Annotated in this window: 9 protein-coding genes and 1 tRNA gene; 2 read left to right on the top strand and 8 right to left on the bottom strand. The window is 35.6% G+C overall.

What is annotated here, in order from left to right:
* Window positions 1–154: 154 nt before the first annotated feature.
* On the bottom strand, window positions 155–1246 hold the full coding sequence (locus tag ACXJIE_RS02770; RefSeq protein WP_456479452.1) for a tyrosine-type recombinase/integrase: 1092 nt from the start codon (window positions 1244–1246) through the stop codon (window positions 155–157).
* A 518-nt stretch (window positions 1247–1764) separates the two neighbouring features.
* Between ACXJIE_RS02770 and ACXJIE_RS02765 the strand changes: the two genes are divergently transcribed.
* Window positions 1765–2064, top strand: a complete 300-nt coding sequence (locus tag ACXJIE_RS02765) for a hypothetical protein (RefSeq protein ID WP_456479451.1) — start codon at window positions 1765–1767, stop codon at window positions 2062–2064.
* Between the two features lie 15 nt (window positions 2065–2079).
* The gene (locus tag ACXJIE_RS02760; RefSeq protein ID WP_456479450.1) at window positions 2080–3558 is read left to right on the top strand and encodes a DNA polymerase III subunit gamma/tau; all 1479 of its coding nucleotides are present in this window, start codon (window positions 2080–2082) and stop codon (window positions 3556–3558) included.
* A 174-nt stretch (window positions 3559–3732) separates the two neighbouring features.
* On the opposite strand, the gene ACXJIE_RS02755 is transcribed toward ACXJIE_RS02760, so the two are convergent.
* The 7 genes from ACXJIE_RS02755 to ACXJIE_RS02725 all read right to left on the bottom strand — a co-directional run.
* A tRNA-Ser gene (locus ACXJIE_RS02755) sits at window positions 3733–3822 on the bottom strand.
* 71 nt (window positions 3823–3893) lie between these two features.
* Window positions 3894–6029 (bottom strand): DUF2207 domain-containing protein, encoded by a 2136-nt coding sequence (locus ACXJIE_RS02750; RefSeq protein ID WP_456479449.1) that lies wholly within the window; start codon window positions 6027–6029, stop codon window positions 3894–3896.
* Window positions 6029–6562, bottom strand: coding sequence for a LemA family protein (locus ACXJIE_RS02745; protein ID WP_456479448.1), 534 nt, complete (start codon window positions 6560–6562; stop codon window positions 6029–6031). Before ACXJIE_RS02745 ends, ACXJIE_RS02750 begins: the two co-directional genes overlap by 1 nt.
* Window positions 6563–6587: 25 nt before the next feature.
* Entirely contained in the window at window positions 6588–9515 is a 2928-nt protein-coding gene (gene mfd / locus ACXJIE_RS02740; RefSeq protein WP_456479447.1) for a transcription-repair coupling factor, read from the bottom strand.
* A 98-nt stretch (window positions 9516–9613) separates the two neighbouring features.
* The gene (locus tag ACXJIE_RS02735; protein ID WP_456479446.1) at window positions 9614–9859 is read right to left on the bottom strand and encodes a nucleotidyltransferase family protein; all 246 of its coding nucleotides are present in this window, start codon (window positions 9857–9859) and stop codon (window positions 9614–9616) included.
* Entirely contained in the window at window positions 9826–11016 is a 1191-nt protein-coding gene (locus ACXJIE_RS02730) for a bifunctional folylpolyglutamate synthase/dihydrofolate synthase (RefSeq protein ID WP_456479445.1), read from the bottom strand. Before ACXJIE_RS02730 ends, ACXJIE_RS02735 begins: the two co-directional genes overlap by 34 nt.
* Before the next feature lie 17 nt (window positions 11017–11033).
* A partial coding sequence (locus tag ACXJIE_RS02725; RefSeq protein WP_456479444.1) for a GGDEF domain-containing protein occupies window positions 11034–12540 on the bottom strand: 1507 nt, incomplete at its 5' end.

The following is a 12540-nucleotide window of genomic DNA, read 5'->3' as shown; positions in this document are numbered from 1 at the left end:
TCGTTTGCTATAATATATCGAAACAAAAAACGGGTGTAAATAATTTTTGTAGCTCATTATCCTATAAAATATACTCTTAATTCGCTCTAAAACAGCCCTACAATCAAAAAATCACCTCAGCAGGTAGTATATAAACCTAAAAGAAAAAAGAGGCTTATTTCGGCTTTATTATCTCCAGCATTTCCTGATTTGCCTGCTGGGTGGAAGAGTGATAATTGATACTCACATACCTGTTGATAGTCGTTGCGTTTTTATGCCCCAATACCCCGCTGACGATTGAAGTAGGTATTCCTTTTTCGATTAAGGCTGAGGCTAATATATGGCGGCAGTAGTGCATATGAAATTCAGGCATATTAAGATACTTTTTCAGCCTGTCTATCTGTCTGTCCGGTTTTTTTAAATGTTCGGCGGGATTTTTAAAGCTGAAAAATACCCAGCCTCTGTTTTTTCTTCCAAGCTCAAGCAGAGCCTCTTTGATTAAAGGCGGCAGGTCGTATCGTTGATTTTCATTCGGCTTTGCGTCCGCTATCCAATAGTAATTATTTTCAAAATCGATATTTTCCCATCTAAGAGTAAGTATTTCGCTTTTTCTTCTGCCGCTGAGTGCAAAAAGGAAAAATGCCCTGTAATAAGGGTCGTCGGCATACAGTTCCATAATACCCTGATATATTTTTTTTAGTTTCTCCTGTGCGTTTATTACAATCTTTTTGGTGTCTTTTTGCTTAATGTGTATCTCTTTTGCCGGATTTTCTTTTATGAGCTTATTGTGAATTGCAAATTCAAACATTGGGCGTAAAATAACCAGCACTTTGTTTTGGGTATTAGCTGATAAGCCTTTATCTCTCATTTTTGATATAATTTTCCCGATATGCAAAGGTTTGACGTCTTTTAGTCTTTTAGAGCCGATTTCATCCTTTGCGTATCTTTTATATATTTCCCTTCTTTTTTTATCCCAGCTTTCACTTGTCGGGTTGTTTTGCATAAAAAGCTCAAAAAGTTCATCCACTTTCATATTTTCGTTTTGTTTATACCCAGCCTCTACGTCGTTTTTGAGTTCGGCAAGTATTCTCATAAGCTCTTTTTTATATTCTCTTAGCGTCCAATTGGGTCTTTTTTTAAGTGTTATAACTTTTCTGACTTTTTTGCCGTTTTGTTTGAATTGTATTAGAAATTTTAGTTTATTTTTTTTATGTCTTTTAATATTTGGTAGTCCGATGTCTTCATAATCACTGATTTTGATAGCCATTTTCAATCCTTTTAGTGTGGAAGTTTTAGTCTCCGTTTAGTCTCTTTCTCAAAAGGGTGTCCCTTTGGGTGTCCCCTGATAAACGACATAAAACGATATTAAAAGTATATCATCTCAAAAAGTAAAAATCAAAAATCCCGTAATTCAGGGATATATGAAAACGAATGAAAACCAATAAAAATATAGAGTGAGTGAGTTCAAGTCTCCCCCTCACTACCAGCACTATATTATCAATAATCTCAATAAGCTTTTTTTATAACTGCCCGGTGAAATTTTAATCTTATTTTCAATAAGTTGTTTTAATTTAAAATAAGTTTGTTTAATGGTTTAATATATTTTTAATGTTTGTAATTAAAAGGAAAAATTTATTTCCGTTCGAATACACATTATATAATCAGGTGCGGAATTTAACATATTTGGGGGTTTAAAAATTTTTTAGCATACCATTCAATTGACAATATAGCCATATCGGGATATAATTATTATGAATATTTCGTTAAAAGGATTATAAAAAAAATATGATTTGGTGCAATAAGGATAAATATAATTTTATTAGTAAACTCTTAAAAACCAATACCAATAAAGAGATTCAGTATTTGAAAAATTTATTGGAAAGAGAAGAAGTCAGTGACGATATAAGAAGTTTGGTAAATAAATTTTTTCTTATCAATAATAATTTTGATCTTCAGGAATTTGTAAATAATCAATCCTTTTTCGAATTTGAATTTAATGACGAAATGCTCAGCAACGATTTTTTAGAAAACAAAGACAGTGTCGCTTATGCTATTGTAGAAGCTATTTTGTCCGGAAAAAATTAATCCAAAGGCTTGTTGTTGGTATTAGCATTAAAATACAGACCGAAACGTTTTGAAGAAATAATAGGTCAGGATGCGATTGTCAAAACACTTGTAAATTCCCTGGACAGAAAAAGGGTGGCTCATGCGTATCTTTTTTCGGGTTTAAGGGGAGCGGGAAAAACGACGACGGCTAGAATTTTCGCCAAAGCGCTCCAGTGTGATAACGGACCTACGTCAAATCCGTGTGAGAAGTGCGAAAACTGTGTAATGGCGAATGAAAACCGCCATATAGACATAATAGAAATGGATGCCGCAAGCAACCGTAAAATTGAAGATATTAGGGAATTGATAGAACATACCAAATATAAGCCGAGTGTGGGAAAATATAAAATATTTATTATAGATGAAGTTCATATGCTTACAAACGAAGCTTTTAACGCCCTACTTAAAACCCTTGAAGAACCGCCCGAATATGTAAAATTTATTATGGCAACGACAGATCCTTTAAAACTTCCCGCAACAATTTTAAGCAGGGTGCAGCATTTCAGGTTTAATAAAATACAGGATAATGTGATTCATAATTATCTTATCAAGATTCTTGTAAATGAGAATACGGCTTTTGAAGAAGAAGCGTTGAGACTTCTTATAAAATCGGCTAAAGGTTCCGTTCGTGATTCGTTAACGCTTCTTGATCAGGCAATCGCATTTTCAAAAGGCAAAATTGATCTTGACAGTGTCGTTGAAATGTTGGGCGTGGTAAATCCCGAAATAATTAACAGAATTTTTGAAAGTATAAAATCGGGAGATAAAAAAGAAATTAAAAATATGATAATGAAAATCAAAGATTACGATATAGAATCCGTAACGGATGAAATCATCTTTTTTTTAAAAGAGGCCCTTTTTGAAGGAAGCCTGCCTTTAATTACGGTTCAAAGGTTTTTTAACATAATCTCCGATATAAAGGAACTTGTGAAACTCAATACCGACAATGAATTTTTATTGAGTTTAATGTTTTTCAGGATGGTAGAGGCGACAAAACCTCATAAAATCGACGAGCTGATAATGAATCTTGAAAAAAGTATAAATATAAATAACTATAATCCTGAAATGAATGTAAAAAAAACTTTAAATCCCGAAGAACTGTTTAAAAAACTGATAAAAAAAATCAAAGAAAAAGATATTGATTTGGGTGTATGTTTCGAAACAAGCGTTAAATTCATCTCTTTTGAAAAAGGTGTTTTAACGTGGGAAAGCTGTCCCGATACGGAATGTAAAGAACTTTTTAAAAGATTTTTCTCCCCTGTTATAAGACCTCTCATAAATGAAATATTCGGTATCGGAACGAAAATAGAGCCTGTAAGGTGCGAAAAAAAAAATGAATCGGTTTTATCTGTAGAAAAAGAAAAGAAATCTGTGCCTTCTGTTTTAAAAGATAAATCCGAAGAAGTGGTCAATAAAGTAAGGGAAATATTCGGCACCGACATAAAAATTGAAAAAATCATACATAACGGATGAACCGAATACATGTAACTATAAAAAATCCTTGTCTTGAATGCTGCACTCAAAACCGATATTAAAGAAATAATGGGAAAAAATACAGTCATACTGTCAGTTAAAATCCCACTAAACAGATGACACTGTTTGGATTTGATTGTTAAAAATGCCTGAATTTCGGGAGTTTGTTAGTTGTGGCGGAGAGAGAGGGATTCGAACCCTCGGTGGGCGTTAACCCACACACGCGTTCCAGGCGTGCGCCTTCAACCACTCGGCCATCTCTCCATTTTATAATTCTGAAAAAGGGGGGGATGAAATTATACCATAAAAAATAAATTTTTATAAATTTTACAAATTTACCAGCTTCCTCCCCCTCCGCCTCCGCTTCCCGAAGAAGAGCTCGAACCCGAACCGTATGACGAAAAAGACGAGGTGAAATGTGACGGTGAAACATTTCCCCCGTATCCGGGGTAAGTTAAATTAAACTGATTGTAAAAATCCTCCCATTTTTTTACGTATCCGAAAATAACGGCGTAAGGCAGTGTTTCGTCGAGGTAATGAGGATTTTCTTTTAAAAGGGTGTTGATTTTGTCTTTTTCGACTTTTTTTACAAATTCTTTAAAACCTAAAATGTACTGTTTCGTTTTTAATCCTTTAAGAGTGTAGAAACCTATTTTGTAATCCAAAAGCAAAAGAAGAAAAAGGGCGGCTACGGTTAAATTGATTATCAGAAAATAACCGGCTGTCAGATAAAGTCCGAAAAGAAAAAAAACAAATACGAATATAAATACGAAAACCGAAACTCTGCTGTTTGTGTATCTGTTCAGTTTAGCCGCCATAATTAAAAAAAATACATAAGTAAAAATTCCGAACATACCTCCGAAAACCCCCGTGCTCACATACGCCTGGTATGTCGCATACAGGTGAAAGGGCAGTATAATGAGCGAAAGTTTGAAGATCAGTTTAAATCTTTCTTTTTCCACATCCTTGCTGAAATAGTTTTCTTTTTCCGCCCAGGAATAAAGATGTTTTTCTATTTTTTCCATTACCGAATCAAACCTGACGTTTTTAGAGGGTAGAGTGAAAATATCCGAATTTTTGAATAAGAAATCAAAAAGCAGTTTCATTTCATATTCGCAACCTTTGCACTCTTTTAATTTTTTGAAGATGAATTTTTTATATAAAAAGTTGTCTTCGGCCTGAATTTGAAGATATTTTTTTTGAGCAAGCTGCAGCACGGCTGCGGTTATGTCTTTTCCGTCCACCCAGCTGTCGAGAATAAGCCCGGTTTTTAAAACGTTTAATTTAGGCGGGTAATACTGAGGGGAAACCGTAAGGTTCTTTGCAAAATATTTTTTGTAAAAATAAAAAAGCCAGACGACGAAAATTATAAAAAGGGGAATAAAATATTTTATTTCGGAGCCGAGGGTGTTTTCTTTTATAACGTTTTTGTCGAAAATCAGGTTTATTTTTATTCCGTTGTAAGGCGGAAGGTGGGGATATGTAAACAGAATTTTGTTTTCGGCAACCCTTTTCATATTTACGGGGGGAAATGTTCGGATTTTATAATTATTAAGATTTGCCGCAAGAGTGTATAAAATTTTTATGTCGTATATATCGACATCCCATCCGGAGCCTATTGCGTTAAAAGATATGAAATTACTGTTATTGTCATAGGAATTTACCGTATGTGTGATTTTGTATTTTATCGTATAAAGGTGTTTGCCGGATATAAGTCTGTTTTTATCGCCTATTTTTAAAAAGAAGGTGTTGTTTTTGAATTTATATAAGGAGTGTACGTCGCGATTGTCCATTTTAACGTCGAGGATTTTGATGATATTGTCTTTTTGCGGTATGTATCTGTAGATTCCGTGTTTTTTAGAACCGAAATCGTAATAAATAAGTTCTGTAACGTCCAAATCCCCGTTAGGGGAGATTTTTACGCTTACTACGTATCTGTCTATTTTTTCTCTTTTGTCAGCGGGTGTTTTGTGGGAATTGTTCAGGGTAATTAACATATAGCTGTTTTTAGGCAGATAATCAAAATGCTTTTTAATATTTCCGGCGGCAAATGTCCGGAAGAATGAGGGGGTCTGTATTATGATTTTTCGTCCTATGCCGGAATCGATTTTAATGGTTAGGTTTTTAACCGGGTGCGTCCACTGAATGAGGGGAAAATAAAAATTTTTATTTTTTAACGTGTAAGATATTGTGTAATGATACCATCCCGGTTTTCTGTTTTGTATTTCTATTCCTAAAAATTTTTTAAGGTCGTATTTTTTGTATTCCCTTACTTTGCCTTCTATTTTTAAATTTTCCAGATCTTTTCTGTATGAATAAAAGGATATGCAGCAGCTCTCTATTTTATAATCGAAATCATATTTGAAAGACGTTTGACGTTCGCCTATTTTTATTTCAATATTGTAATTTTTTATTTCATCCGCAAACAAAAAGCATACAAACATTAAAAAAACAGCGGTTAATTTTTTCATTATCCCACCTTAGGGGGTTTATATACTTTGTTATCGGTTTTGAAATAAGGGTATGGTTTAAACCCGAAATATTTTGCAATTATCATATCAGGAAAAGAGGCTGTTTTCGAATTGTATTCCTTTACCGAGGCGTTGTAGTATCTTCTCGCTTTTTCTATGTCGTTTTCGGTTAAGGAGAGTTCGTTTTGGAGTTTACTGAACAGTGTATCGGCTTTTAATAGCGGATACGATTCGGCGAGGGCTAAGAGAGTGTTTAACTCGTCGGTTAGTTTTTGGGAGATTTTTATTTTTTCTTCTTCATTTCCTTTTTCAAACGCGTTTCTTAAACGGGTTATCTCTTTTAATGTTTCGGATTCGTATTTTGTATAGTTGTTTACAGTTTTTACCAGAGCGGGGATGAGGTTGAACCTTTTTTTCAGCTGTACCTCTATATCGCTCCATGCGCTTTTTACGGTTTCTTTAAGTTTTACAAGCGAATTGTAGGTATAAACACCGTATAAAACGGCAAGTATTATTACCGCGGCGGCATACATTTTCAGTCCTTTTTATAAGGAATCGTCAATTTTGAAGTTTTTTTAATATCTCCTGCAGTATGATGTCGTCGTCTTTCGCTTCCGCTTTGAAAAATTCCTTTTTGCCGTCATTACGGATAAAGGTGATGTTTTGCCCGTAGTTTGAAACGGATTTTAAACCTTTTTCGGATGCCAGAACTTTTATTTTTATCTTTTCTATAAAGTTTTGGGTAGGTTTGTCGAGTTTTCCGAACCTGTCTATAAGCTCTTTTTCTATTTCGTATACATCTTTAAGGGTTTTGCACATTGAGAGTCTCTTATAAAGATCAAGCCTTAATCTGTCTTCTTTGACAACCTCATCCGAAATATATGCGTTGATGTTAAGTTTAACCTCGACTTCGTCCTCTTTTACCTTTTTGCCGCTGAGCTCTTTAAGCGCGTCTTCAAGCATTTTTACATACATCGAATACCCGATGCCTTTTATCTGCCCGGACTGTTCGGCTCCAAGTATGTTTCCGCCCCCTCTGATTTCAAGGTCCCTCATAGCAAGCACCTGACCGCTTCCGAGGAATGAGTTTTCTTCAAGGGCGAGTAGTCTTTTTTTGGCGTCAACACTTAGTTCGTCTTTGTTTTTTACCAAAAAGTATGCGTATCCCTCGTGTTTGCCGCGTCCGACCCTCCCTCTTATCTGATGAAGATCCGCAATTCCGAATTTATCGGCGTTTTCCACTATTACCGTATTGACATTCGGTATATGTATTCCGCTTTCTACGATTGTGGTTGTAAGTGCTAAATCGTATTTTCCGGCTATAAAATCGACAAGCCCTTTTTCTATCTGTGCCGGGGTTAGTTTTGCATGCAGTACCAAAATTCTTAAATTCGGAAGGATGTTTTGAATCTCTTTTTTCTTTTGTTCGATGTAGGCTATGTTGTTGTAAATGTAAAAAATCTGACCGCCTCTTCTTATTTCCCTTAAAATAACCTCTTTTATAAGGTTTTCGCTCCATTCTTTTACAAACGTTTTGGTGGACTGTTTGCCTTTGGGCGCTGTTTCGAGCGTTGAGATGGACTTGACATGGGAAAGTGCCATATTAAGCGTTCTCGGAATGGGGGTTGCGGACATATACAAGGTGTGTACGTTTTTTGAGATTTCTTTTAGTTTCTCTTTTTGTTTTACACCGAATTTGTGCTCTTCGTCTATTATTACGAGTCCTAAATTTTTATATTTGACGTTCAGTCCCGCATGGGTTGATATGATTATGTCTGTTTCGCCGGTTTTAATTTTTTCTATAATCTCCTTTTTTTCTTTGGCTGAAGTGAATCTGTCGAGTTTGGCTATTTTTATATCCGTGTCTTTGAATCTTTCCTTAAAGCTCTCAAAATGTTGGTTTACAAGTATTGTGGTGGGAGCGATTACGGCGACCTGATAGCCCGAGTTTGCAACAACGAAACTCGCCACCATCGCCACTTCCGTTTTACCGAACCCGACATCCCCGCTGAGAAGCCTGTCCATTATTTTGCTTTTGAAATCTTCAAGTATGTCGTTAATTGCTTTTTTCTGATCCGGCGTATGCACAAAGGGGGCTTTTTGAATAAATTCTTTAACGTCTTCGAAATTCAGCGCAATAGGCTCTATTAACTGACGTTCGGCCTGAAGTTTGATAATATCCGCCGCCATTGAAAGGATTTTTTCTTTTATCTTTTCACGTTTTTTGGCAAACGAACCTTTACCTAATTTGTCAAGTGCAGGTATTACGCCTCCCGGGGCAATGTATTTTTCTATTAAGTTCAGGTTCTCAACTGGCAGCAGCAGTTTGTCGTCGTTTGCGTAAAAAACCTCGGCGTATTCTCCGATTTTGCCGAGGATTTCCACTTTTTTAAGCCCGTTGAACTTACCGATACCGTGGGCTTCGTGTACTACGAAATCGCCTTTTTTAATCTCATCCAAAACAAGGTTCGTTTTTTTTCTTTTTTCAAATTCGGGCGGGTTTAGGGAGATTATGTATTTGTCGGGACACTGTATGTTTACATGGGCGCCGCTTTTTATATGTTTTATAAGGGGCGCTCTTAATTTTACCTCTTCTAAAATTCCCGCTTCTTTTAACAAAACTTCGTTTTTGGCGATGATTTCTATGTGTGAATTTTTGTGAAAGTTTAAAAATTCTTTAATGTTTTTTACATTCAAATCTTTACATTTGCCGTTTGGAATAACAGGCGCTTTTTCGATTTCGGGATTGAACTCTTTATGAAACTCTTTATATTCCGCTATTTCCTGGGTTAAGTCGTTTAAAAGTGCAAAACCGCTTAAATACTCTCTATCCAAATACCAGAATCCCAAAGAATAAAAGTCTTTGTAAAAGGCCGAAAATTCGCTTGAATTTATTTTTTCTAAGATTTGGTCGTATTCTTCTTTTTCAAGTGCCGCAATCGCCGGGATTATTGTAAAAGACTCTATCTCTTCAATGCTTTTCTGGCTTGTTTCTTCAAATGTTCTGATACTTTCCACTTCGGTGTCAAAAAGCGAAACCCTTACGGGTTTTTCAAGGTTTATGGGCCATATGTCGAATATGTCCCCCCTGAAACTGACTTCCCCTTTTTCGCTTACTATGTCCACGTGCTCGTATCCCCACAAAATCAGTTTTTCTTTTAACGCATTCAAATCAATATCATCGCCGAATTCCATTTTGATTGACTTAAAATATCTTTTGTGGGGCAGTTTTTTCAGTATTGTGGTGTAAGGGGAAATGAAAAACGGTTTTTCGTTGTAATATTTAAAAAGAGCGTTATTAAGCTCGAATATCTCATTTCTGAAGCTTCTTAAATCATCCCCGAGTGCCGCCCTGAAATCTGGAAAAACGACATACGGAATATTCAGGTATTTAAAAACTTCGCCCGATAAATTGGCTTCTTTTAAGTTTGGGGTTACTATGCTTGATTTTTCTTTTTTTAAATATTCATACACTTTCGCCTGCAATTTAAACCTTTAAATCAAGATTTTTAAGATAATCTAAATATATATTTTTAATCTTCTCAAAAAGTGCTTCGGATTTCGTCATAATTTTATTCCTTCTTTTAAGATTTTTCTTTAAATTCATCACTCATTTCATCAAAAAAAACCAAATCCACGCTGTAAAGCCCGGCGGCTTTGTCTACTTTTTCTTTTAATTTTCTTTTTTTCCTAAAATTCAAATCGATATCCATGGCAATGTCTATGCCGGAAGTTTCTAAATTGTCCCCTCTTGCACGCGAACCGAAAAGATACAGGGCTTTCGGGTTGTATTCTTTTAGGATTTTTGCAATTTTTTTGATTTTTTCCACTTTAAAAACTCCTCGGCCACGCTGAAACTTCCGAAGACAAGCATGGGCTTTTTGATCTCTTTAAACTCTTCCGTTTCAATTCCGAGTTCTTTTGCCGTTTTTCTGATTTTTTCAGGCTTTTCCATTCTTTCGTTGTCCGCTTTTATAAGGTAAAGTTTATTAATTTTCGGTTTTAGAATGCTTAATATTTCTTTATAGTCTTTATCGGAATATGTGTTGTACACCAGATTTACTTTTTTGGGAAGCGAGTTTACAACAGCCCTCGCCGCAAGGGGGTTGTGTCCCACGTCAAGCCATAGATCTTTTTCGATTTCCTGCATTCTCCCGGGAAGAGTGAGGCCGTTTAGGTCTTTTATGCTGAAAGGGATATTTTCTTTTTTCAAAAAGCTCATTGCAAGCAGATAATTGTCAAACAAAAAAGGGGCGAATTTAAACTCTTTTTTTAAATTATTAATTTCGTCTTTTTCAAAAAAGTTTAAATAATGGTAAATTTTAGAGTTCGGCTTAATTTTCTTTGCAAAATCTGTAATTTTCCATTTTCCATTCTCCATTCTCAATTTATTATGTATTTGTTTCCCGATTATCGCCTCGTTTTCAATCGAATTCAGCTTTGTGGTCGCTATCTCTTCTATGGTGTTTCCCAAAAACGCCTGATGGTCGTAGTCTACTGTGGTGATTAATGAAATTTTTTTATTAAACACGTTTGTGGCGTCAAATTCGCCCCCGAGCCCCGCTTCCATTATTACAAAATCGAGTCCTTCAAAAGCCAAAGCCGCAAGCAGGGTGGTGTATTCGAAATAACTTAACGATTCGGATACTTCATTCGGAAGCAGAGACTGTAGTCTCAGGTGTGATTTTTCAAGTTTTTCGTCGCTTATGCATTTGCCGTTAATCCAGATCCGTTCGTTGAATTTCATTATATGAGGCGATGTGTAATGTCCTACATTGAATCCTCTTTTAAAAAGTGTGTGTGCTAAAAACCTGCCGGTCGAGCCTTTCCCGTTTGTTCCGATAATATGTATGACGGGAGGAATTTTTATTTTGTCTTTGATGAGGTTGTAGGCGTTCGGCATTCTTTTTAAGTCTATTTTTTTATAAAAAAGGGGTTTTCGGTTTAAAAATTCAAAAACATCATATTTTTTATTTTCAATTTTCAATTTTCAATTCTCCGTTATTAAGAGCATTTCTCATCGGCGCAGATTTTGTTCCTGCCGCTTCTTTTTGCAAGATAGAGCCTTTTATCGGCAAGTTTTAACGTTTCTTCGCTTGAATTCGTTTCGTTTCTGTCGGCCACTCCGCCTGAAACCGTTACGTTTATTCTGGTGTTTTTATACATAAATTTTGTTTTTTGAATAATTTCTCTTAATTTTTCGGCGAATTTATACGCACCTTCTTTTTCGGTGTTCGGCAGAATCGCCACAAACTCCTCGCCTCCGAAACGTCCTATCATATCGATATCCCTGGCGTACCTTTTAAACAGCAGTCCGAGGGATTTGAGTATGACGTCGCCTGCGTCGTGTCCGTATGTGTCGTTAATGTTTTTAAAATGGTCTATATCGAAAAAAACAATCGAATATACCGTACCGAATCTTTTATATACGGATTCCTGTTTCTTAAGCTCGTCCATTACCGCTTTTTTATTTGCTATGTTGGTTAAAAAGTCCGTTTTGACCTCTTTTGAAAGTTCTTTTAATTTTCCTTCGAGAAAATGTACCTTGTGTCTAAGTTTTACGATTTCCTCGTCTTCTTTTTTCATTTCTTCGGAAAAATGGCTTAATTCCTTGTCTATTGATGTTGCGATTGTAAGCAGCTTTTCTTTTACTGTTTCAAAATCCTCGCCTTCTTTTCTCCAGTTCTGAAGCTCTAAAGTAATGTTTTTTATTTCCTGTGATGAGCCGTCTGTTTTTTCGAGTATCCTCAGAATTTTAATTGACAGTCTTTCGGCAATCTGATCGAGGTCTTTTAATTTTCTTTTAAGTTCTTCTTTGTCAAGTCTGATTCTTTTTGTTGTGAGTATTTTCAGATCTTCCGCAAACGCTTTGCTTAAAATAAAAGAGCTGTTTTCTTTTAGCTGTTTTTTCAGAATAGCGATTTCATTGCTCATAAAAGGGGCGTAACTCGGGGTAAGGGTGTAGATTAAAGAGTCCACGAGATATTCGAGTTCAGGGTTTTCTTCGAATTTTTTGACAAGGGCGTCTATAACCTCCAGGGCGTCTTCGCTTTTTATGCCGGCAACCATAGCCCCTTTTTTCACCACCGACGAATCGAATTCGCTTATAAAATCGAACCATTCCATTCTCAACTTGTCGTATTCGTCTTTGTCCATATAAGGCTTTATAAAATCAAGATGTCTGATTGCTATGTATTTGCTTCTTACAATCGGTAAAATCGCTAAAACGTCGAGGGCCCTTTTTGTATATATAAACAGGTTTTCAAGGTTTTCCTTTTCTTTTGAGGCGTCTTCCCTGTTTAAATAGTTTATTAAAAACAAAACAAACTCGTCAAGGTTTTTTATATTGTAGTTTTTTGCTATCAGCTGATATTTTTTATCCAATTTTTTAAGATAAGAGGCGATTTTGTTGCAGTCTTTTATTATTACTTTTGCTTTTTTCGCTTCTTGACAGAATACTTTTTGATATTCGTCCGGAGTGAATATGTAGCCGGTGTTTTTAAAATGCGAA

The sequence above is a fragment of the Nautilia sp. genome, assembly GCF_053994455.1.
This window is presented reverse-complemented; position numbering and strand designations above follow the sequence as displayed.

Coding starts and splice junctions, on each gene's coding strand:
- ACXJIE_RS02770 (WP_456479452.1), bottom strand. CDS start 1,246: ATGGCTATCAAAATCAGTGATTATGAAGACATCGGACTACCAAATATT.
- ACXJIE_RS02765 (WP_456479451.1), top strand. CDS start 1,765: ATGATTTGGTGCAATAAGGATAAATATAATTTTATTAGTAAACTCTTA.
- ACXJIE_RS02750 (WP_456479449.1), bottom strand. CDS start 6,029: ATGAAAAAATTAACCGCTGTTTTTTTAATGTTTGTATGCTTTTTGTTT.
- ACXJIE_RS02745 (WP_456479448.1), bottom strand. CDS start 6,562: ATGTATGCCGCCGCGGTAATAATACTTGCCGTTTTATACGGTGTTTAT.